Annotated in this window: 22 protein-coding genes; 10 read left to right on the forward strand and 12 right to left on the reverse strand. The window is 37.7% G+C overall.

Going from position 1 to position 21,096, the window contains the following annotated elements:
* Positions 1-112: 112 nt before the first annotated feature.
* The 3 genes from EIB73_RS07760 to EIB73_RS07770 all read right to left on the reverse strand — a co-directional run bounded on the left by EIB73_RS07760 (position 113) and on the right by EIB73_RS07770 (position 4,085).
* A complete protein-coding gene (locus EIB73_RS07760; RefSeq protein ID WP_125024160.1) occupies positions 113-1,318 on the reverse strand; it encodes a pyridoxal phosphate-dependent aminotransferase in 1,206 nt (401 codons plus the stop codon).
* 257 nt (positions 1,319-1,575) lie between these two features.
* The gene (locus EIB73_RS07765) at positions 1,576-1,878 is read right to left on the reverse strand and encodes an immunoglobulin-like domain-containing protein (protein WP_317132715.1); all 303 of its coding nucleotides are present in this window, start codon (positions 1,876-1,878) and stop codon (positions 1,576-1,578) included.
* The gene (locus tag EIB73_RS07770; RefSeq protein WP_125024164.1) at positions 1,875-4,085 is read right to left on the reverse strand and encodes a M3 family metallopeptidase; all 2,211 of its coding nucleotides are present in this window, start codon (positions 4,083-4,085) and stop codon (positions 1,875-1,877) included. The genes EIB73_RS07765 and EIB73_RS07770 overlap by 4 nt, the downstream gene beginning before the upstream one ends.
* Before the next feature lie 78 nt (positions 4,086-4,163).
* Between EIB73_RS07770 and EIB73_RS07775 the strand changes: the two genes are divergently transcribed.
* The gene (locus EIB73_RS07775) at positions 4,164-4,961 is read left to right on the forward strand and encodes a head GIN domain-containing protein (RefSeq protein WP_125024165.1); all 798 of its coding nucleotides are present in this window, start codon (positions 4,164-4,166) and stop codon (positions 4,959-4,961) included.
* 276 nt (positions 4,962-5,237) lie between these two features.
* Here the strand turns inward: EIB73_RS07775 and EIB73_RS07780 are convergent, their stop codons facing one another.
* The 3 genes from EIB73_RS07780 to EIB73_RS07790 are packed head-to-tail and all read right to left on the reverse strand — an operon-like array spanning position 5,238 to position 7,061.
* On the reverse strand, positions 5,238-6,044 hold the full coding sequence (locus EIB73_RS07780; RefSeq protein ID WP_125024167.1) for a TPM domain-containing protein: 807 nt from the start codon (positions 6,042-6,044) through the stop codon (positions 5,238-5,240).
* Positions 6,025-6,453, reverse strand: a complete 429-nt coding sequence (locus EIB73_RS07785; RefSeq protein WP_125024175.1) for a TPM domain-containing protein — start codon at positions 6,451-6,453, stop codon at positions 6,025-6,027. The genes EIB73_RS07780 and EIB73_RS07785 overlap by 20 nt, the downstream gene beginning before the upstream one ends.
* Positions 6,453-7,061 carry a LemA family protein gene (locus EIB73_RS07790; protein WP_125024178.1) on the reverse strand — a complete coding sequence of 203 codons (609 nt, stop codon included), beginning with the start codon at positions 7,059-7,061 and terminating at the stop codon, positions 6,453-6,455. Before EIB73_RS07790 ends, EIB73_RS07785 begins: the two co-directional genes overlap by 1 nt.
* A gap of 77 nt (positions 7,062-7,138) precedes the next feature.
* On the opposite strand from EIB73_RS07790, the gene EIB73_RS07795 reads away from it, so the two are divergent.
* Positions 7,139-7,636 carry a dihydrofolate reductase gene (locus EIB73_RS07795; RefSeq protein WP_125024180.1) on the forward strand — a complete coding sequence of 166 codons (498 nt, stop codon included), beginning with the start codon at positions 7,139-7,141 and terminating at the stop codon, positions 7,634-7,636.
* A 71-nt stretch (positions 7,637-7,707) separates the two neighbouring features.
* Positions 7,708-8,274 (forward strand): DUF2892 domain-containing protein, encoded by a 567-nt coding sequence (locus EIB73_RS07800; protein ID WP_125024183.1) that lies wholly within the window; start codon positions 7,708-7,710, stop codon positions 8,272-8,274.
* A 313-nt stretch (positions 8,275-8,587) separates the two neighbouring features.
* Here the strand turns inward: EIB73_RS07800 and EIB73_RS07805 are convergent, their stop codons facing one another.
* The 3 genes from EIB73_RS07805 to EIB73_RS07815 all read right to left on the reverse strand — a co-directional run bounded on the left by EIB73_RS07805 (position 8,588) and on the right by EIB73_RS07815 (position 10,761).
* Positions 8,588-9,166 (reverse strand): trimeric intracellular cation channel family protein, encoded by a 579-nt coding sequence (locus EIB73_RS07805; RefSeq protein WP_125026079.1) that lies wholly within the window; start codon positions 9,164-9,166, stop codon positions 8,588-8,590.
* A 71-nt stretch (positions 9,167-9,237) separates the two neighbouring features.
* Complete coding sequence (gene coaD, locus EIB73_RS07810; RefSeq protein ID WP_125024186.1) at positions 9,238-9,705, reverse strand: pantetheine-phosphate adenylyltransferase; 468 nt, start codon at positions 9,703-9,705, stop codon at positions 9,238-9,240.
* Positions 9,706-9,774: 69 nt separating this feature from the next.
* A complete protein-coding gene (locus EIB73_RS07815) occupies positions 9,775-10,761 on the reverse strand; it encodes a D-alanine--D-alanine ligase (protein ID WP_125026080.1) in 987 nt (328 codons plus the stop codon).
* A 163-nt stretch (positions 10,762-10,924) separates the two neighbouring features.
* Between EIB73_RS07815 and lpxK the strand changes: the two genes are divergently transcribed.
* Positions 10,925-11,950, forward strand: coding sequence for a tetraacyldisaccharide 4'-kinase (gene lpxK, locus EIB73_RS07820; RefSeq protein WP_125024189.1), 1,026 nt, complete (start codon positions 10,925-10,927; stop codon positions 11,948-11,950).
* Positions 11,934-12,752 carry a purine-nucleoside phosphorylase gene (locus tag EIB73_RS07825; protein WP_125024192.1) on the forward strand — a complete coding sequence of 273 codons (819 nt, stop codon included), beginning with the start codon at positions 11,934-11,936 and terminating at the stop codon, positions 12,750-12,752. Before lpxK ends, EIB73_RS07825 begins: the two co-directional genes overlap by 17 nt.
* 69 nt (positions 12,753-12,821) lie before the next feature.
* Here EIB73_RS07825 and EIB73_RS07830 read toward each other — a convergent pair whose 3' ends face one another.
* Entirely contained in the window at positions 12,822-13,259 is a 438-nt protein-coding gene (locus tag EIB73_RS07830; protein ID WP_164467866.1) for a DUF2059 domain-containing protein, read from the reverse strand.
* Positions 13,260-13,341: 82 nt separating this feature from the next.
* Complete coding sequence (locus EIB73_RS07835) at positions 13,342-14,097, reverse strand: NYN domain-containing protein (protein WP_125024198.1); 756 nt, start codon at positions 14,095-14,097, stop codon at positions 13,342-13,344.
* A gap of 146 nt (positions 14,098-14,243) precedes the next feature.
* On the opposite strand from EIB73_RS07835, the gene dinB reads away from it, so the two are divergent.
* The 5 genes from dinB (at position 14,244) to EIB73_RS07860 (ending at position 19,614) form a co-directional block, all read left to right on the forward strand.
* Positions 14,244-15,293, forward strand: a complete 1,050-nt coding sequence (gene dinB / locus EIB73_RS07840) for a DNA polymerase IV (RefSeq protein WP_262706689.1) — start codon at positions 14,244-14,246, stop codon at positions 15,291-15,293.
* Between the two features lie 259 nt (positions 15,294-15,552).
* Positions 15,553-16,227 carry a YceI family protein gene (locus EIB73_RS07845; protein ID WP_125024203.1) on the forward strand — a complete coding sequence of 225 codons (675 nt, stop codon included), beginning with the start codon at positions 15,553-15,555 and terminating at the stop codon, positions 16,225-16,227.
* Positions 16,228-16,553: 326 nt separating this feature from the next.
* Positions 16,554-18,026, forward strand: coding sequence for an alpha-amylase (locus EIB73_RS07850; protein ID WP_125024206.1), 1,473 nt, complete (start codon positions 16,554-16,556; stop codon positions 18,024-18,026).
* Between the two features lie 50 nt (positions 18,027-18,076).
* Positions 18,077-18,466 carry a barstar family protein gene (locus tag EIB73_RS07855; RefSeq protein ID WP_125024209.1) on the forward strand — a complete coding sequence of 130 codons (390 nt, stop codon included), beginning with the start codon at positions 18,077-18,079 and terminating at the stop codon, positions 18,464-18,466.
* An 86-nt stretch (positions 18,467-18,552) separates the two neighbouring features.
* Entirely contained in the window at positions 18,553-19,614 is a 1,062-nt protein-coding gene (locus tag EIB73_RS07860; RefSeq protein WP_125024212.1) for an NAD(P)-dependent alcohol dehydrogenase, read from the forward strand.
* 133 nt (positions 19,615-19,747) lie between these two features.
* Here EIB73_RS07860 and EIB73_RS07865 read toward each other — a convergent pair whose 3' ends face one another.
* Positions 19,748-21,013 (reverse strand): alkaline phosphatase family protein, encoded by a 1,266-nt coding sequence (locus tag EIB73_RS07865; protein WP_125024215.1) that lies wholly within the window; start codon positions 21,011-21,013, stop codon positions 19,748-19,750.
* Between the last annotated feature and the right edge of the window lie 83 nt (positions 21,014-21,096).

The following is a 21,096-nucleotide window of genomic DNA, read 5'->3' on the forward strand; positions in this document are numbered from 1 at the left end:
CCTTTGCGTACGTAATTTTAGCAATATTAAGAACTAAACCTTTGCATCTTTGCGTTAAAACAAATCACTAAAGACAAAATAAAAAGCGGGCAAAAAACCCGCTCTCAGTTAATTAAAGACCAAATTCAATTTTATATTTCTGAAGTGCGTCATTCAACAATTCCACACTTCTTCGCAAATCTTCTTCTTTCAAAACATAGGCAATTCTGACTTGCTTTTTACCGAGTTCCGGATCGCTGTAGAAACCACTCATCGGCGCTACCATAATGGTTTCGTTGTTATGCGAATAACTTTCGAGCAACCATTGCGCAAACTTATCAGTATCATCAACCGGCAGTTCTACCGCGCAATAAAATGCCCCTTTAGGTTTCGGACAAATAACGCCCGGAATTCCGTTTAACAGATCCACCAAAACATTACGGCGATGCGTATATTCCGTACGAACTTTCAAAATATAATCTGCATCATTTTGATGTGCCGCAGCTGCCGCAATCTGTCCCAATAAAACCGGACTTAATCTCGCCTGTGCAAAAAGCATGGCTGCATCATGAATTTTCTTAGAACGCGTAATCATGCTGCCAATTCGCACGCCGCACATAGAGTATCTTTTAGATTCTGAATCAATAATAATACAGTGATCTGCAATTTCAGGAAACTCAAACATAGAAACCTGCTGTTTCCCATCGTAAACATATTCTCTGTACACTTCATCAGAAATAATCACGATATCATGTTTCAAAGCGATATCAGCTAACTTTTGCAGCTCTTCTCTCGTATATAAATAGCCGGTAGGATTTCCGGGATTACAAATTAAAATCGCTTTTGTTTTTGGAGTAATTTTTTTCTCAAAATCCTCAATCGGAGGCAAAGCAAAACCAGTATCAATAGAAGAAGTTACCGCTACAACATTTACATTGAACGTGCTGGCAAAGCCATTATAATTTGCATAATAAGGCTCCGGAATGATCACCTCATCACCGTCATCACACAAAGTAGAAAGTGCAAAATTCAACGCTTCCGAACCTCCATTGGTTACAATGAAATTGTCCGTTGTTAAATCGGTAAATCCCAAAGTATGATAGTAATCTTTGAGTGCCGTTCTGTATTCTAAATTTCCTTCGGAAAGTGCATATTCAAAAATTTTCAGATCATTGTTTTTTACAGCATCCAAAGCAGATTGCGGTGTTTCTATATCGGGTTGACCAATATTTAAATGATATACTTTGATCCCCTTTTGTTTCGCCTGTAAAGCGTAAGGAACCAATTTTCTAACGGGCGATGCAGGCATATTTTGTGCGCGCTCAGAAATTTTCGGCATTCTATTTATTTTTTACAAAATTAAGGATTTTTTTGAAGCAACACGATTTTTTCCCTCCCGAAAACACAGTCCGGCTGTACACTACAATCTTTTTTTTACTTTTTCAACCTCCCTTTTCTTTGAAGAGGAATTGCCACCGTAAAAAAAAGGATTTTCATTCCCATCCGGGCTAGAATTTCAGGCATTTTTTCCCTTCGAAAGGAAAACCAAACTTTCAAAAAATAAAAAACCGCAGAATATAAATCTGCGGTTATTAATTATTCGATAGTGAATTCTGCATAAATCCAGTGAACTTCATCTTCTGTTATCGGTCGGTCTTTATCAAAATTATAAGATTTGGAAATCCTATATCTTCCTTTCTTTAAATTCGGATAATACGCATAAACGTCAGTCTCAAACACCCTCTTTTCGCCAGGTTCTATATCATATCCAATTGAAGTGAAAATACGGTTGGTTATATATTTTTCTTTCACCCAATTTTTACCGTTCCAGTGCTCAATAACAAATGCATTCCCCGTTCCGATGAGGTCCGAAGTTTCATTGTAGACAACAATATTTATTTTTTTTTTGAATTTTGCTGTTTTACGGACTTGGCAGCTACATCCATTTTAACCTTGCCGCTATTTTCGGAAATAAATCCTTTATCCTTCAACAACGGTTTCAAATCAGGATTTCTTCCGGTGAAGTTCTTAAAGGCTTCATTTAAATCCATTGAGTTACCGACCGATAAGATATATTTACGGAAACGGTCACCGTTTTCACGTGTCATTCCCCCATTGGCCGTAATCCAGTCCCAAGCATCGGAATTCAACATATCACTCCACATATATGCGTAATATCCTGCAGAATAACCACCACCCCAAATGTGTGCAAAATAAGGAGAATGGTATCTTGGTGGAACTTCTTTTAAGTTGAAACCATATTTCGCCAACACGTCTTTTTCAAATTCTAAAGTAGGTTTAAACTGAGAAGCATCGGTCACAGAATGCCAGTTCATATCAATCGTTGCAGCAGAAACCAATTCAGTTGTAGAATATCCCTGGTTAAATGTTCCGGCTTTTTTAATTTTATCAACTAACGCTTGAGGCATCGGTTGTTTCGTTTGATAATGCAAGGCATAATTTTTCAAAACTGAAGGTTCCAGGGCGAAAAACTCATTAATTTGAGAAGGGAATTCTACAAAATCACGCGGAACATTTGTTCCGGAGATGGAGATATATTTTTGATCGGCAAATAATCCGTGCAAAGTATGGCCGAACTCGTGGAACATGGTGGTCACATCATCATAAGAAATGAGAGACGGTTTTCCTTCTGCCGGTTTTTGGAAGTTGAACACATTCACAATAACAGGTTTTTGATCCAAAAGATGAGATTGTTCTACAAAATTACTCATCCAGGCTCCACCGTTTTTATTATTTCGGGTATAGAAATCAAGATAATAAATCGCCAAAGATTTTCCATCTCTGTCAAAAACTTCATAAGCTTTCACATCAGGATGATAAACAGGAAGGTCATTTCTTTCTTTAAAAGTAATACCATAGAATTTTTCAGCCGCGAAGAAAACGCCTTTTTCCAGAACTGTTCTTACTTCGAAATACGGTTTGATCTGGTTTTCATCTAAATCATATTTCTCTTTTCTAACCTGTTCTGCATAGAAATTCCAGTCCCAAGGTTCTACTTTGAATCCCCCTTTTTGCTTATCTATCAATTTCTGAATTTCGTCACTTTCTCTTTTCGCAGTTTCTACGGCCGGAGTTGCCAAACGTGCCAATAAATTCATCGCATTTTCAGGGTTTTTCGCCATCTGATCCTGAAGTTTCCATTCAGCGAAAGATTTTTTGCCCATCAATTGTCCTTTTTCCATTCTCAGCTTCGCCTGTCTTTCTAAAATACTTCGGGTATCATCCCCATTTCCTTTTTCAGCGCGGTACCAAGATGCTTTGAACAGCTTTTCTCTTGTTGCTCTATTTTTTAAATTTTGAAGTAAGGGCTGTTGCGTTGTATTTTGTAAAGGAAGAAGATAACCTGTTTGACCCGCACTTTTTGCATCAGCCGCTGCAGCTGCGATCTCATCCGGAGAAAGACCATCCAACTCTTTAACATCGGTAATTAACAGCGCGCCATTTTTTCTGGCATCCAATAACTTACTGGAAAACTGCGTAGAAAGGGTCGCCAGTTCCTCATTAATTTTCTTAACCTTTGTTTTGTTTTCCGCAGATAAATTTGCACCGGCGATTTCAAAATTGGTCGTATATAATTCCAGCACTCTTTTTTCTTCCGAGCCTAGATCTGCAGTTTTGATGGCTTTAATTCTATTGTACAATTTCTCGTTCAGCAAAATTTTATCGCTGAGGGCGGAAAAAATTGGTGCATATTCCTCCTCCAGTTTTTGCAGTTCGGGATTGGTATTGGAACCGGTAAGATTATAAAATACGAGTTGTGCTCTTTTCAGGACTTCACCGCTGTTTTCTAAAGCCAGAATGGTATTTTCAAAGGTTGGAGCAGCGGAATTATTTGCGATCTTTTCAACCTCTGCCATCTGAACTTTCATACCATAATCGAAAGCAGGTTTAAAATGCTCATCTTTTATCTTATCAAATTCCGGTGCCTGATATTGCAGGGAACTTTTTTTCATAAATGGATTGGAAGATAAACTCGCATCGGGTGCAGGAATTTCGGTAGCGGTATTTTCTGAAGTTTTCATAGTGGTACAGGCATTTGTAATCGCCAGAGATGAAATTAAAAAAAGAGATGTAATATTTTTCATTCGTAAATTGTTATTAAAGTATAAAGATATTAATTTTAAATTTATCTTTAGACAAACAATAAAACTAATACCACACCTATGAAAACACTTTCCATTTATGCCTTCTCGGCTTCAATGCTTTTATTTTCCTGTAATATAAAGCCCGACAATGGCTTTCCCTTTAATGTACTGCCTAAAGAAGGAACCGGCGCGATAAAAAACAAAGAGTTCAAAATGTCCTTTGATGAGATTAGAGTTGCACAGTCGATCAACGCAGAAATCGTAAAATCGGATGTAGAAAAAGTAGTGGTTACTGCTCCATCTGACATCCTGGATGATGTTTTGGTTGAAAATTCTGACGGAAAACTTTATATTCATTTTAAACCGAATCTTAATATTTCTTCCAGAAACGTTGCTGTTAAAATTTTCGCAAAGGATTTTTCAGCAGTTAAAGCCAGTTCGTCTGCTTCAATTAATATCCGCGATCAGTTTACACAAGACCGTATGAAAGTAGAAGCGTCCAGCTCAGGATCGGTTAATGGAGATCTGGAAGCCAATGAATTTTCAATTAATGTTTCGAGTTCGGGAACTTACGAAGGAAAAGTATGGGCTGTAAATTTAGAGTCTGAAGTAACTTCTTCGGGAGATATCATTATTTCAGGTAAAACAAAAAATGCTAATTTCCAAGCGTCTTCCTCCGGAACATTGAATGCGAAAAATATGACTGCAGAAAATGCCGACGTAAGTGCTTCCAGCAGTGGCAGTGTTGAATTGGCGGTTTCAGAACAACTTAGGGCAAAAGCCAGTTCTTCCGGTGATGTAAATATTATTAAAAAAGGAGAGCTAAATGTCATCAGCAAAACTGAAAGCAGTGGCGGAAGTGTTTCCATTCGATAAATAAAATACCATATCATTATTAATAAAAGTCAGAATTTAAATTCTGACTTTTTTCGTTAAAGAGGTAGAAGACTATTTTATTCATTTGCTTTTACCTTTTATAAGTTTTGAATAAAGCCAATCCGTCAGTTGAAATAAAAAAACGAGCTAAAGCCCGTTCATATTGATTATTTCGTATTTAACAAAAATATTTTTCTCTACCTGAAGTGTAATTTGTTCTTTCCAATCTGAATTAAAATATCCATACTTGGCTCTTCTTACTTTTTACGTGGCTCTTTACCAACCTCCTGAGGCTCCACCGCCGCCGAAACTTCCGCCGCCGCCAAAACCACCGAAGCCACCACCGCCACCGCCGCCGCCAAAGCCGCCACCGCCGAAACTTCCGGGGAAAGGGAAGAATCCACCTGGAAAAGTACTTCTGCCACGGCGAGACAATATCACATCTTCATCATCTCCGAAACCATGACCACCGCCGCCACCGCCAGACTTATATAAAAATCGTAAAATGATAAAAACCAAAAATGCGATCCACAATATTTCGGTTGTTGATAAACCATTTCCTTTTTGGGTATCTGTAACAAGCGGTTTATATTTTCCCTGGACCGCTTCCATTAAAGCCGTAGTTCCGCGATCAATTCCCTGGAACCATAATCCCTGCTTAAAATTTGGGGTTACAATATAATCCATAATCTGTCCTGCCACAGCAGCGGTTAAATACTGCTCTACCGATCTTCCCTGCTGAATGGACATTGTATGGTCTTCTGTCGCAATTAAAAATACAATTCCGTTATCCGTTGCTTTTTGCCCAATACCCCATTTCTCACCATACATGGTCGCCAGGTAATTCACATCTTCGCCGTCAGTTGTGGGAATAATAATTACGACGATTTCGGTAGAAGTAGAATCGGAAAATTTAATCAGTTTTTGATTCAGTTGATTTTTTTCAGCTTGTGTTAACAAACCGACTTCATCCGTTATGGGATAAAGGATTTTAGGTTTATCAGGAACTTTTTGGGCGAAAGTAAAAATACTTAAGCCTAATAATAAAAGCGTTATAAAAAATTTACGAGAAAGTAATCTCATTTGGAAGTTCATTGGGATTTTCTCCCGAAATCGGGAAATATTTTTTAAGTTCAAGTCCGGTTTCTAAAACTGCATTTCTCAGTCCGTCGTGATAATTCCCCGCAGAAAATTCGCGAGTAATCCGATCGTGCATGGCGTTCCAAAAACTTTGGTGAACCTTTTGGTGAATTCCTTCGTCACCGATAATGGTCAGATATTGCTGTTCAAAATTGACATGAAAAAGCACCGCATTACGTTCAGCAGTTTTATCCTTGCAGAGTCTCTTGAAAACTTCAAAAGCTATTTCTGCATTATTCCCTTCGGTATTGGAATCGATATGAATCCGAATCTCGCCGGTAGAATTATTTTCTGCTGTTTGAATGGCTTCTACGAGAGAAGCCATTTGATATTCTGTAAGATAGGTATTCATTAATTAGTAAAAACTTCCGGCGCTTTTTCAGCTCCAGCTGCTGCTTTGAAATATGGTTTTTCTTTGAAATTGGTGAAGTTCGCCAATATATTATTTGGGAACGTCTTAATTGAAGTGTTGTAATCCTGAGCAGCTTCGTTATAGTAGACGGTTTCGCTTCGAATACTGTTTTCAATCGCGGTATATTCTCTTTGGAAATTAAGGTACTGCTGATCTGCTTTCAAATTTGGATAACTCTCAACCACAGCCATCAAACGGCTAAGTGCACCACTTAACTCCCCTTGTGCAGCCTGGAATCTTGCCATATCAGCTTCAGTCATATTGGTTGGATCTACGGTTATGGAAGTCGCTTTGGACCGAGCTTCAATAACTTGGGTTAAAGTTTCCTTCTCGAATTGTGAATACGATTTAACCGTACGCTCCAAATTTGGAATCAAGTTCGCCCGTTTCTGATACACGGTTTCTACGTTGGACCATTTGGTATTTACGGTCTGCTCTTTTGTGGTAAAACTGTTATAGCCGTTTTTGCCCCAAAAGAATAATACTGCAGCAATTACAAGAAGCGCAATACCGATGGTACCGGCGCTCATACACCCTTTATTTCTCATAGTTTATAATTTATTTTATTTTAATTTGCTACCCAAATATACAAATTATGTGCTAAATTTGTGAAAATTTACTAAAAATGATAACAATTGTTGTTGCAATGGGCTTGAATAATGAAATTGGTGCTGACAATCAGATGCCTTGGCATTTACCGAAGGATTTAAAACATTTCAAAGAAATCACATCTGAACATCCAATTATTATGGGTCGTAAAACCTATGAAAGTATAGGCAAGCCACTTCCCAACAGAACAAATATTGTCATCAGCCGCAGAAAAGACTGGTTTGAAGAAGGCATCCTAATTGTAGGGAGCGTAAAAGAAGCCGTGAAATTTGCAAAAAAGATCGACGAAAATGTTTTCATTATCGGCGGGGGAAATATTTATGAACAAACGTTGGAACTCACCGATCGATTAGAAGTGACTTTGGTAAAAACGGAATTAAAAGCCGATACTTTTTTTCCGAAAATAAGTCCGAAAATTTGGGATAAGACGAATGAAATCTGTCATGAAAAAGATGAACATAACGAATTCGATTTTTGTTTCCAAACGTACGAACGAAAGGTGAAGTTGACTTAACGTTTAAGAATTCTATACCGGCCTGCAAGTTTCGACTCAAATTATTATCTTTGCACCACATAAATTTAACAATGAATAAATACATAAAATTCGTAATCACCGCGCTCATGATTGCTGCCGGAGTTTATCTGATGATGAATAGAAATATCGGCTGGGGAATTGTCGTGGTTATTTTATCTGCGATCCCTGTTCTTTTGTTCTTCAAAAACGAATACATCTTATTGGCATTTTGGTTCTTAAGAAAACAAAACATGGTAAAAGCGTCGAGCTGGTTATCGAAAATAACGAATTATCAGTCTCAACTGCACAAATCCCAATATGGGTATTTTCATTATCTACAAGGATTAACGCTCGCGCAAGACAATCCTTCAAAAGTGGAACCTTATATGAAAAAAGCGCTGGAGTACGGCTTAAATATGAAACATGACCGCGCCATGGCGACTTTAAACATTGCTGCCGGAGCCATGCAAAAAGGAAGAAGACAGGAAGCTAAAAACCTTTTGGAAGAGGCTAAAAAATTAGACACCGCCGGAATGATGACCGATCAGATTAAAATGCTGAAGGATCAATTAAAAATGCCTTCCATGCAAAAACATATGCATAATCCGAACATGAGACAGAGAGGAAAATTCTCTTAGTCTGGCAAATAGTTTTTTAAGGGTAATATAAAGAAGAGTCTGAATTTGTTCAGGCTTTTTTTTGTGGGGTGCCGCGAGCGAAGCGAGCGCCGAAAAGACCAAATATATTGTGGAAAATAGTCCGAATCTAAAAACTAAAAAGTTTAAAAAATGGGGTCAACCGAAAAATTGAAGATGAAACCTGCCCGAGATTCTAGCCCCGATCGAAATGAAAATCCTTTTTTTGGCGCTGGAAATGGCGCTTGAAAAAGATTGTAATGCAGAGCGGGACCGAACTTTAAAAATAATAATTAATGGGGATGCTCCGGAAAAATCACATCTCCGAACTGTTGTCGATGCTGTATATTTTTGGAATCTGCCAATGAAACTTTACGGCCAAAGTGCGGATCGCCACAATTAAAAGTATGGTAGAAATTTGAACAAACCCATAAGAAAGCGTGGTATATTCTACCAAAGTCAGGAAAATTCCACCTCCCACAATACACGCGGTTGCATAGATTTCTTTCCTGAAAATTAAAGGAATTCTGTTGAGCAAAATATCCCGGCTTATCCCACCGAAACACCCTGTAATTGTTCCAAGAGTGATACAGATCAAAGGATGTAAATCGGCATTCATCCCCTTCTGAATTCCAACGATGGTAAATAATCCCAGGCCAAAACTGTCAAAAAGAAATAAAGTGACTTTAAATTTCTTCTCCAGAGATTTAAAAATCATAGACACGAGACACGTAATAAATATGACGGTGCAGATGACCATATCGTGCATCCAAAAAATGGGAACATCAAGCAAAAGATCACGAATTGTTCCGCCACCGACTGAGGTAACGAAAGCAATAATAAGAACTCCAAATGGATCCAGACGTTTTTGCATTGCCGCAAAAGTCCCCGACATCGCGAAAGCGATGGTTCCTAGAATCTCAATGGCCAGCGTAAAGTTTTCTTGAACCTGCAATTTATTTATTATTAAAGTGCGACGCGTACTGCTTCCGGAACTAAAATTTCATAATTCCCCTTGAAGGTGATGATCTCACGAACAATACTGCTGCTGATAAATGATTTACCGGCGGAGGTGAGTAAGAAAATCGTTTCAATTTTATTATCCTTTGTCAACTCTCTGTTGGTTTGTGCAATGGCTTTTTCAAATTCAAAATCTGCGGGATTCCGAAGTCCACGTAAAATAAAGTTCACATTTTTGCTTCTACAGTAATCTACTGTTAAGCCTTCAAAATGATCGACTTCGATATTGGGAAATTTCGCAAAAGACTTGCGAATGAAATTCATTCGTTCCTCGAGAGAAAACATATATTTTTTTTGGGAATTCTGCCCGATTGCGATGATGATTTTATCAAACAGAGGATACGCTCTTTCGACAATGTCATAGTGACCAAGAGTGATAGGATCAAATGAACCCGGGAAAACGGCAACTCTCATAAATGATTTTAGATTTAAAGGATGAATTTTAGATGAAAATAATTTTAAATCTAAAATAAAACGTTTTTATTATTTTTTCGCTAATGCTTTTTCAACTTCGTTTCCGCACAGATCTTTTATAGAAATTCCGTAAATCTTTGCCTGTTGCGGTAAAATCGATGCGGGTGAAAATCCTGGATTGGTATTCATTTCCAACATATAAGGGATTTCATTCATAATGATGAATTCACTTCTGGAGAAGCCACTCATTCCCAAAGCGTTATACGCACGTTTAGCAATTTCTTCTACTCTTTTACGGGTTTCATCATCAATTCTGGCCGGCGTAATTTCTTCTGAAGCGCCTTCATATTTTGCTTCGTAATCGAAAAACTCCTTGTGAGAAACAATTTCGGTAATTCCTAAAACAATGGTTTCATTATTAAAATCAACTACCCCTACAGAAACTTCCATTCCGTCTAAGAAACTCTCAATTAAAATTTCTTCATCTTCAGCAAAAGCAAATTCCAAAGCGCTTTTTAGCTCTGACGCTTCTTTTACTTTGGAAATACCCAGAGAAGAACCCGATTGATTTGGTTTTACAAAAAGAGGCAAACCTAATTCCTGAATAATATGGTCTTCATTAATTTCTTCACCATGTCTTAGATAAATACTTTTTGCAGACGGAATTCCGTATTTTGAAAGAACGGCCAATGTGTCTTTCTTATTAAAAGTTAAAGCACTCTGGTAAAAATCACAACCTGTATATTTCTGACCGATGGTGTTCCAGTACGCTTGAAGCTCTCCATTTTCTCCAGGTCTGCCGTGGATGATATTAAAGCAAACATCAAATTTCACTTCAAATCCACTGCTTAAAGTCACCGTAAAATCTGCTTTGTTAACTGCAGCTTTTTCTCCCCGGTCATCCAGAAAATACCACTCGTCTTTTAAAATGACGACTTTGTACACATTATACTGATCACGGTCAAGGGAATCATAAATCAATTGCCCGCTTTTTAAGGAAACTTTATATTCGTCTGAATATCCGCCCATGACAACGGCTACATTTTTTTTGCTCATCATGTAAAACTATTGAAGCAAAATTAAGCAAATTGTTTAAAAACTAGGGTGCTTATTCCTAATTTTAATCATATTGAACCCATTTTACTTAAACAAGGCTGAATTTTAAAAAGGGTTTATTTGCTATTTCTATGTGTATTAAAAAATTGTATTTTTGCGGACTATGAAAAGATGGTATCTCTACCCTTTTTCCCTGGTTTATCATTTGGCAACTTCTGTTAGAAATGTAATGTATGACTGGGGAATCTCTAAATCGACCAAATTTAAAACTCCGATCATTAATGTCGGAAATCTTTCTGTGGGCGGCAGTGGAAAATCTCCGATGGTCATGTATATTGCGGACCTTTTATCAAAACATTACCGAACAGGCGTTTTGTCCCGCGGTTATGGGCGAGTGACGAAAGGATACGGAATTACAAATTACGACAGCAATTATAAAACGGTGGGAGATGAAGCCATGCAGCTTTTCGAACGCTTTAAAAACAGATTCGTCATTGGTGTTTCCGAAGAGCGCGTTCCCGGGGCAAAAAAAATGATCCAAGATATGGATCTAAATGTTCTGGTGTTGGATGATGCTTTTCAACACCGAGCTATAAAACCCGGATTTAATATTTTAATGACGGATTATAATGATCCCTACTTCAAAGATTTTCTATTGCCGGCCGGTGATCTTCGGGAAAGCAGAAGTGGCGCGAAACGGGCTCAAATTATTATGGTTTCTAAATGCCCGGATGATTTAACAGACGAGAAAAAGCAATATTATATCTCCAGAATTAAACCTCAGCATTACCAGAAAGTATTTTTTTCGAGCATTGGGTACGATGAAAATGTTTATGCAAGGGATAAAGTGCTTCCGGATAATAACCTCAGCTATTACGATATTCTGCTGATCACCGGAATTGCGAATCCAAAACCCCTGTTGAAACATTTATCCCGATTTTCTCAAAAAGTAAAGCATTTAAAATTTCGGGATCATCATAATTTCACGGATCAGGACATCAAAAAAATTGTAGAAGAATATAAAAAACTGGGTGAGTACAAACTGATCCTTACCACAGAGAAGGATTATGTACGGCTGAAAACTTTTGATTACCTTAGAGATCTTGTTTACTATTGGCCAATCAATGTAAATATTGACAGGAAAGAAGAGTTTAATAAAATCATCCTTAATTATGTTGAGAAGAATTAAAGAGACGGCAAACTTCATTAAAAATATTATTAAAGAAACCCCGGACTTTGCCATTGTTTTAGGGTCAGGTTTAGGAAAACTTAAAGACGAAGTTGAAGCGATTCATAGCTTAGATTATACCGAAATCCCCCACTTCCCACAAACAACCGTTACCGGACACAGTGGAAAATTAATTTTCGGAACGCTGGAGGGGAAAAAGGTTCTGATGATGAGTGGTAGATTTCATTACTATGAAGGATACGATATGGAAACAGTAGTTTTCCCCTTCCGCGTTTTTCATTTGATGGGAATTAAAAATTTAATTTTATCGAATGCTGCCGGCGGCGTAAATCCCGCATTTAATGTAGCAGATACGATGATTATCAACGATCACATCAACATGATGCCGGAGCACCCACTGCGTGGAAAAAATATGGATGAGCTCGGACCGCGGTTTGTGGATATGAGTGAACCTTACAATAAAAAGATGATTGCCGTGGCGACGAATGTTGCTAAAGACTTAGGCATCAAAGTGCACCAAGGTTGCTATGTGGCTTTGCAGGGTCCCACATTTGAGACGCCGGCCGAATACGGAATGATTCGCGCGATTGGTGGCGATGCTGTTGGAATGAGCACCGTTCCGGAAGTGATCGTAGCGAAACATCAGGGAATGAATTGTTTTGGAATATCTATTATTACAGACCTTGGCGGACCAGATATCGCACTCACCGTTTCTCACGAAGAAGTTTTGCAAGCTGCGGATAGAGCAATGCCGAATGTTATAAAAATTGTAAAAGGTTTGGTAAAGAATTATAATGAGTAATCTTCAGTTACAATATTAATTGAAAAACGCATCTGTAGCGATGCGTTTTTGTTATTTAATAATAAATGTTTATTCTGATTTTTTTAAATTCTTCATAATTTCTTCGGCAGATCTTAGTGATTCTAACATAATGATGGGAAAATTTTCCGAGAGTTTTTGACCTGCGGAACTCCTGTAAAATTTGGTTAATTTTCTAATTTCAGAGGAGGAGAATAAATCACGATAAATCCAAATAACCGCATTATCCAAATCGGCTTTGCCCTGTCCTAATTTGAAATAATGATCTAATTTCTCCCCATCCAATTGAGTCAAATCTCCTTTTGACAGATCTTCACCTATTTTAAATAAAATGGCTTCGTTAAAATTAAAGCCACCTTTTATTTCTCTTAACTTCCGGATTTTATGGGTTAATTGATCTTCCGGAACTGGACTTGTATTAACCTTAAAATCTTTTAATGATGATGCTAATTTTGAAATATTTCCGACTGCTGATTTTGTGCTGCACAAAAATTCAAAAATAAAAAGCTCACAATCACGAAACACTTTTTCATCGGAAATATTTTTTTTAAATTAATAAAAGGAATGTCGACTATTTCACTTTCACATAAATATGTCTGATATTATTCACTCCTGTTTCCCGTTCATCGATCTCAATTTTCCCAATACTTTTAATTAAAGGCAAGAGTTTCGCAAATCCAAAGTTTCGTGGATCGAAGTCCGGTTTCTTTTTAATGATAAAGCTGCCAAGATTCCCCAAGAAAGTCCAACCATCTTCATCACCCAGATCATTAATACTTTCTGTAATCAATTTTATCGTTCTGGAATCGACTTTACTCAGCGGTTCTTTTTTACGTTTCGGTTTTTCTGTTTTCTTTGTCACCGTACTTTCAGAATCTTTATCGGAATCATCTGTACTGTTCAAAATTTCCAGATATATAAATTTATCGCATGCAGAAATAAAAGGTTTTGGCGTTTTCTTTTCTCCGAATCCGATGACATTCATTCCCGCTTCCCGAAGGCGTGTCGCCAATCGTGTAAAATCACTGTCACTGGAAACAATACAAAAACCATCTACTTTTTCAGAATACAGAATATCCATGGCATCAATAATTAAAGCACTGTCGCTCGAATTTTTTCCAGTCGTGTAACTGTACTGCTGAATTGGTGTAATGGCATTTTCTAAAAGCACGTTCTTCCATCCCGAAGCGTTGGGTTTGGTCCAGTCTGCATAAATTCTTTTGATGGTGGGTGTTCCGTTTCTGGAAATCTCCTCCAGCATTTCTTTCACATTTTTATACGGAACATTATCTGCGTCGATGAGAACTGCTAATTTATCGTCGGTCATATCTTAATTTATTTCTTGTACTTGGGTTTAAATTTAAAGTCAAATTTACATCATTTAGGTTAAAGTTATTCAACACTGCTCATTTTCCCACCGCCATTCCCTAATTTTGCGTCGTGCAATCTGACCGAAAAATAATTCATGTTGATATGGATGCGTTTTACGCTTCTGTAGAACAGCACGACTTTCCGGAACTGAAAGGAAAACCACTGGTTGTGGGTGGCGGACAATACGGCGTAGTTGCCGCCGCAAGTTACGAGGCCAGAAAATTCGGTATCCGTTCTGCAATGCCGGGGAAAATCGCCCTGGAAAAATGCCCGCATTTAATTGTGGTAAAACCGCGTTTTGCGCGCTACAAAGAAATTTCGCAACAGATCAGAAAAATCTTTTATGAGTTTACCGATTTGGTAGAACCACTCTCTTTAGATGAAGCTTATCTGGATGTTACTGAAAATAAAAAGGGAATCGAATCGGCACAGGAAATCGCCCGGCAGATAAGAAGCCGGATTTTTGAAGAGACTGGTTTGACAGCTTCCGCAGGAATTTCGGTGAATAAATTTTTAGCAAAAGTCGCATCGGATTATCGAAAACCGAATGGCCAGAAATCCATTCATCCGACGCAGATTCTGGAATTCATGGAAAAACTTCCCATTGAGAAATTCTATGGGATTGGAAAGGTGACGGCCAACAAAATGCACGAACTTCACATTTATACGGGAAAGGAATTAAAGCAAAAATCACTAGAAGAACTGACACGCCTTTTCGGAAAATCCGGAAATTATTATTATAATGTCGTGCGCGGAATTCATCACAGTGAAGTAAAACCTCATCGCATCCAGAAAAGTGTGGCAGTTGAAGAAACCTTTTGGGAGAATCTGGTGGATGAAGAATCTGTTTTCAAGCAGTTGCAAATCATCAGCGAAGAATTAGAAACCCGACTTTCTAAGAAAGAAATCAAAGGAAAATCTCTCACCCTGAAAATTAAATATAAAGATTTCACCGTTTATACCCGCAGCAGGACGCAGGAAGTTTATTTCGACAATGCGCAGGATTTTTACGAAACGGCACAAAAACTTTGGGAACTACGGCCTTTTGACAAACCTGTTCGGTTACTGGGACTATCGCTTTCTAATTTAAATACACAGGAGAAGAAACATATTTCGGTGCAGCTGAAAATACCTTTCGAGGAATTTGAGTAGGGCTGAATCAAGAATGCAATTCAGTACGGATTAAATTAATTTCCCTTATGAACAGAAACCATATCATTAAAAAAATAATGTAAAAAATTTCTGCCCTATTTAAAATAAATTTTTTTAGGCGCTTTTCTGCATTCAGTAAGAATTCGCTTCTCCCACACTGAAACTTTGTTGAATTATACGTCACTTCTTATCATAGGTCAATCTCCGTCTCGATTGGGCGCTTTATTTTTGCACCCAGATAACAATTAAATATATAAAAATGAAAAAAGTATCAATCTTGGCGCTTTCAGTGGCTCTTGCTGTAGTATCATGTAAGGAATCAAAAACGGACACAGCTACTTCTACTACAGAACAAACCGTGGCTGAACACAGCGAAGAAACCTTCAACGTAAATACAGACAACAGCATGGTAAAATGGACTGCTTACCACAAAGGCGGTTTAAACCCAAGATTTGGAACGACCAAAACAACAGGTTTGCTTTCTGTAGAAAACGGAAATCTTATTTCCGGTAGTCTGGTTTCTGATATTAATACCTTAACTACAGATGCGAGCTCGGTAGATCCTGCGATCACCGAAGGAAAAACTTCTTCAGATCTTGACACGCATTTGAAAAGTGCAGACTTCTTCGATGTTGCAAAATACCCAAGTGTGAAATTTGACATTACCAAAGTAGAAGATCTTCCTGCAGGTACAGTAAGCAAAGTAGAAGGAGCAAACAAACAGGTAAGCGGAAATTTGACCATCAAAGATAAAACTGTAAATGTTACTTTCCCGGCGAAAGTTGATATCACTGCAGATAAAATAAATTTAGTTTCCAAATTCACGATTAACAGACAGGATTGGGGCTTAGCGTATGGCGCAGAAGGCGATCCAAAAGACTGGATGATTTCTCAGGAAGTTGATCTGGAACTGAATATTGTCGCAAACAAATAGTTTTTTTTATAGTTTATTACTTTAAGCCGCAATTTTAGCGGCTTTTTTCATTTCTAATGGTTAGCGGTTCCTAATATCTTTTAAGATTAAAATTCTTCCGAACATATTTAATAATTCTTCTCACACCTGAGCCTAATTAGGAAATTTTATAAACTAATTGGTTAAAAATAAGGTCCGAATTGAGTAAGTTCCTCATACCAAAAATCGTATTCTCCAATTTAAAAAAGAGAAACTTCATAATATAGTATCTTTGAATAACTAAGGAATACTTATTAATAATCAAAATCGGGATGGTTTTTGCTCCTCCATTTCAAAATTTATAAACGATGAACCCAACCATGATCCAATTTTTCCATTGGTACGCTGATGGAAATGCCAAATTATACGATCAGATAAAAGATTCGGCAAACTATTTAAAAGAATTAGGAATTTCTGCGGTCTGGTTTCCGCCGGCTTATAAAAGTGCAGGTGGCGGTTATTCAGTAGGTTACGATCCGTACGACTTATTTGACTTGGGTGAATTTGACCAAAAAGGAACAGTTGCAACAAAATATGGAACGAAAGATCAATATACAGAAGCCTGTAAAACTCTTCAGGAAGAAGGAATTTCGGTTATTGCTGATATTGTGTTGAATCACAAAGCGGGTGGCGACGAGAAAGAAAAATTTCACGCCGTAAAGGTCGATCCGGAAAACCGCCAGCAAAACATTTCAGAACCTTTTGAAATAGAATCATACACGAAATTCACTTTTCCGGGCAGAGGAGAAAAATATTCCGATTTTAAATGGAATTTCCAATGCTTTTCCGGTGTTGATTATGCGGAAGGTCAGGAAGAAGGAATTTTTCAAATTATTAATGATTATGGAGATGGCTGGGAACCCATGATTGATGATGAAAAAGGAAACTACGATTATTTGATGTACAATGATGTAGATCATCGCAATCCATTTGTACGCGAAGAGCTGAATACCTGGGGAAAATGGTATCATGACCAGATTCATTTCGATGGAGTGAGACTGGATGCGGTGAAACATCAATCTCCGGAATTTTATCAGGAATGGCTTTATACTTTAGGGGCAAATACGGGGAAAAATATTTTTGCTGTTGGCGAATATTGGGCTCCAGGAGAAGTAACGCTGCTGGAAAAATATATTGAGGCCACGAAAGGATCGATGAGTCTTTTTGATTCCTCGCTGCAACATCACTTTCACGAAGCTTCTCTTGCAGGAGCAGATTACGATTTGCGCACCATCTTTGATGAAACTTTAACTTTGAGCAACCCACTTTTATCGGTAACATTAGTTGATAATCACGATACGCAACCCTTGCAGGATCTAGAAGCTCCGGTTGAAAAATGGTTTAAACCTTTGGCTTATGCTTTAATTTTGTTGAGGCAAGATGGTTATCCTTGTATTTTCTATCCCGATTTATTTGGGGCTCACTACACTGACAAAGACAAAGAAGGAAATGACCAGGAAATATTTTTAGATAAAGTAGAAAAAATTGAAGAACTTTTGAAAGCACGACAACTTTTTGCATATGGCGTTCAGCGCGATTATTTTGAAGACGCAAACTGTTTGGGCTGGACTCGCGAAGGTGATGAGGAACATAGCGGTTGTGCTGTGGTCCTGAGCAATAAAGATTCCTATACAAAACCTATGGAAATGGGTGTGCAATATGCCGGACAAAACTTTTATGATTTCCTCGGATGGTTTGAGGAGAAAGTGACCATTGACGAAAACGGTTGGGGAAATTTCCCGGTTCCGGCAGGAAACGTTTCCGTTTGGGTGGCAGAATAACTGTAGAATTTCTTCGTCCTATCATTTTTCAACCTGAACATTTATTTTAAGTGAAAAACATCATTATTGAAGGAAAACATATTACCGATATTGAAACATTTTATAAAGAAATTAACCGTGTTTTTATGCAAAATGAAGACTGGGATATTTCTCAAAGTTTAGATGCGTTCAATGATCTACTGTATGGTGGATTCGGAGAAATTAAAGGCAACGAACCCCTCCAACTAATTTGGAAAAATTTTGAAGAAAATAAAAAGCAGCTCGGTTTTAATGCGACAAAAACTTTTTATGAAGGCAAGCTGCAGGCACCCGAAACATACAACATTGATTTTGTGAGGGAAAAGATAAAAGAATTAGAATCAGGAAAAGGACGGACGTATTTTGAAATTATTCTGGAAATTATTTCAGACCATTCCAACATCAATTTAACTGCGTTGTAAAAATTGTTAAGAAAATATTAAAAATACCTAATCACTAGAATAGTGGAATTTTTAGGTTTAAATTTGTTAGACAAAAAATAAAATAAATGAACGATAATTCAAATATAAAAGCTTTTGGAGCTGCCTCCAAAGATGAAGACTTAAAAGAAATGACGATCGAACGCAGAAGTTTGCAACCGAAAGACATTGAAATTGATATTTTATATTGTGGTGTTTGCCACAGCGATCTTCATACCGCCAGAAATGACTGGGGCGGCACAAAATATCCGGCCGTTCCCGGACACGAAATTGTTGGTAAAATTACCAGAGTGGGCAACGAAGTCACCAAATTTAAAGTGGGCGATTTAGCCGGCGTTGGGTGTTTGGTCGATTCATGTAAAGAATGCGAAAGTTGCAAACAGGATCTGGAACAGTATTGTTTAAATGGTTCCACCGGAACTTATAATGGGAATGATAAATATTTAAATCAACAAACTTTCGGCGGATATTCGGAAAAAGTTTTGGTGACGGAAGATTTCGTACTAAAAATTCCGGAAAATTTAGATTTAAAAGCGGTTGCTCCACTATTATGTGCGGGAATTACAACGTGGTCTCCTTTGAAACACTGGAACGTAAAAGAAGGAAGCAAAGTAGCCGTGGTCGGATTAGGCGGATTGGGGCACATGGCGATCAAACTGGCAAAAGGTTTAGGCGCCGAGGTTACTTTAATATCCCGAAGTCCAGACAAAATTCAGGATGCATTGGATCTTGGAGCCCATTCAGTTGTCATCTCAACCTATGAAAATGAGATGAAAGCAGCGGCAGGAAAATTCGATCTGATCATCGATACCGTTCCTTATGACCATGATATCAATCCTTATCTGGCGACACTCAACATTAGTGGAACGCTTGTTTTGGTAGGTTTTATTGGTCAAATGCAAGATGCACTATCAACTCCTCCTATGATTCTGGGACGACGTTCTGTAGCAGGTTCAGTAATTGGTGGAATTAAAGAAACGCAGGAAATGCTTGATTTCTGTGGGGAAAATAATATTTTACCTGAAATCGAAATGATCAACATGCAAGACATTAATAAAGCGTACGAAAGAATGTTGAAAAGCGATGTTCGTTACCGATTTGTGATTGATATGCAGTCTTTGAAAGTTTAATTTTGAACCACAAAGTCACAAAATTTTTTATTACTATTAATGTGAAATTGCACTACTGATAATTTCACAAATTGGTAAATTCAGTATTTTTAAAATAGAAAATCCGGTTGAGTTTCAGCCGGATTTTTTATTTCTATTTCAATATCTCGTTTGCTACTTTCTGTGTTCCATCAATCGGTTCCGTTATTTTCAATTGCAAGATATCGGTCACGATTGGATAAACATTAACATTTTGAAATTCACCAAGCTTTTTACTTTCTTTAAAGGCGGGACCAAAAGCAATGAATGCAGCTTTCATTTCCGGAACTTTATACGGATTATAACCATGTTTCCCTGCTGAGGTTTTTTTATCTTTTTCTAAAAATATTTTCGGTGCGTTTGGAATAAGAATAATTTGACCAATCCTGTTGTAACGATCATCCTTTTGACCGAACTTAAGTTTCTTAGGAAATCTCTTGTCGAGATAAACTTTATAATCCGGTGTTCTGTTTTTCTTCAGTTCTTTAAATGCAGCTTTTACATCATCAGGATTTTTTACTACTATACGCAATAAGGTTTGGGAATTATAAAAATCAAATCGAGTTTTATCAAAAAGCATTTCGGGAATTTCGAGTGGATGTTGAGTATCTACCGCAATCATTCCATGATCTGCCACGAAGATAAAGTTCACGTTTTTCAGTCCCAACTGATCTACTTGATCCACCAGATTCCCAATGGCATCATCAATCAAATGAACAGCTCTCTCTGTTTCTTTAGCATCCGGTCCGAAATGATGACCACTTCCATCGACTTCAGGGAAATATAAGCTTATAAAATGCGGACGGCGATCTTCAGGAAGCTTTAACCAATCGATTACCTTATCAACCTTCTGCTGAGGCGAAAATTTCTCATGATAATGGTAATAATAAGTAGGTCTCACTTTACCTGCATCACTCGCAGAACCTACCCACATCATCGAAGCAGAAAGCGTTCCCTGTTTTTCGGCCAAACTCCAAAGCGGTGTTCCGCCGTACCAGGAGCCATCTTCCGCGTTTTCGGCACTGCTCATTTTATAGAACTTTTCCCTTTTATAATCGTAGAAAAAATTATCAATCAGTCCATGATGTGAAGGATATAAACCCGTAATCAAACTCCAGTGATTCGGAAAAGTGATTGAAGGAAAGCTGGGAATCATCGCTTTTGCAGAAACTCCGGATTGCGCAAGTCTCAAAAGGTTTTCAGCTTTATATTTTTCAGCGTAATCATACCGAAAACCATCAGCAGAAATTAAAATCACGTAAGGTTTTGAAAGAACTTCAGTTGAATTTATTCGATTCATATCCACGACTTGAGCAGTATCGGTTTGAGAAAAACCAATCAGAAAGCTCAGAATAAACAGCACAGAAAATATTTTTTTCATAATAGAGAATAAGAACAAAGTTATCAATTTAAAAAAGTTTTAAGTTTACTTGAAGTTTTAAAAATTTGCAATAAAGAAAAGCA

Source organism: Kaistella carnis, from assembly GCF_003860585.1.
GTDB lineage: Bacteria > Bacteroidota > Bacteroidia > Flavobacteriales > Weeksellaceae > Kaistella > Kaistella carnis.

What these genes read in the sequence shown, in the direction of transcription:
- EIB73_RS07760 (WP_125024160.1), bottom strand. Translation starts at nt 1,318, where the DNA reads ATGCCGAAAATTTCTGAGCGCGCACAAAATATGCCTGCATCGCCCGTT.
- EIB73_RS07770 (WP_125024164.1), bottom strand. Translation starts at nt 4,085, where the DNA reads ATGAAAAATATTACATCTCTTTTTTTAATTTCATCTCTGGCGATTACA.
- EIB73_RS07775 (WP_125024165.1), top strand. Translation starts at nt 4,164, where the DNA reads ATGAAAACACTTTCCATTTATGCCTTCTCGGCTTCAATGCTTTTATTT.
- EIB73_RS07780 (WP_125024167.1), bottom strand. Translation starts at nt 6,044, where the DNA reads ATGAGATTACTTTCTCGTAAATTTTTTATAACGCTTTTATTATTAGGC.
- EIB73_RS07785 (WP_125024175.1), bottom strand. Translation starts at nt 6,453, where the DNA reads ATGAATACCTATCTTACAGAATATCAAATGGCTTCTCTCGTAGAAGCC.
- EIB73_RS07790 (WP_125024178.1), bottom strand. Translation starts at nt 7,061, where the DNA reads ATGAGAAATAAAGGGTGTATGAGCGCCGGTACCATCGGTATTGCGCTT.
- EIB73_RS07795 (WP_125024180.1), top strand. Translation starts at nt 7,139, where the DNA reads ATGATAACAATTGTTGTTGCAATGGGCTTGAATAATGAAATTGGTGCT.
- EIB73_RS07800 (WP_125024183.1), top strand. Translation starts at nt 7,708, where the DNA reads ATGAATAAATACATAAAATTCGTAATCACCGCGCTCATGATTGCTGCC.
- EIB73_RS07805 (WP_125026079.1), bottom strand. Translation starts at nt 9,166, where the DNA reads ATGTCGGGGACTTTTGCGGCAATGCAAAAACGTCTGGATCCATTTGGA.
- coaD (WP_125024186.1), bottom strand. Translation starts at nt 9,705, where the DNA reads ATGAGAGTTGCCGTTTTCCCGGGTTCATTTGATCCTATCACTCTTGGT.
- EIB73_RS07815 (WP_125026080.1), bottom strand. Translation starts at nt 10,761, where the DNA reads ATGAGCAAAAAAAATGTAGCCGTTGTCATGGGCGGATATTCAGACGAA.
- lpxK (WP_125024189.1), top strand. Translation starts at nt 10,925, where the DNA reads ATGAAAAGATGGTATCTCTACCCTTTTTCCCTGGTTTATCATTTGGCA.
- EIB73_RS07825 (WP_125024192.1), top strand. Translation starts at nt 11,934, where the DNA reads ATGTTGAGAAGAATTAAAGAGACGGCAAACTTCATTAAAAATATTATT.
- EIB73_RS07835 (WP_125024198.1), bottom strand. Translation starts at nt 14,097, where the DNA reads ATGACCGACGATAAATTAGCAGTTCTCATCGACGCAGATAATGTTCCG.
- dinB (WP_262706689.1), top strand. Translation starts at nt 14,244, where the DNA reads ATGGATGCGTTTTACGCTTCTGTAGAACAGCACGACTTTCCGGAACTG.
- EIB73_RS07845 (WP_125024203.1), top strand. Translation starts at nt 15,553, where the DNA reads ATGAAAAAAGTATCAATCTTGGCGCTTTCAGTGGCTCTTGCTGTAGTA.
- EIB73_RS07850 (WP_125024206.1), top strand. Translation starts at nt 16,554, where the DNA reads ATGAACCCAACCATGATCCAATTTTTCCATTGGTACGCTGATGGAAAT.
- EIB73_RS07860 (WP_125024212.1), top strand. Translation starts at nt 18,553, where the DNA reads ATGAACGATAATTCAAATATAAAAGCTTTTGGAGCTGCCTCCAAAGAT.
- EIB73_RS07865 (WP_125024215.1), bottom strand. Translation starts at nt 21,013, where the DNA reads ATGAAAAAAATATTTTCTGTGCTGTTTATTCTGAGCTTTCTGATTGGT.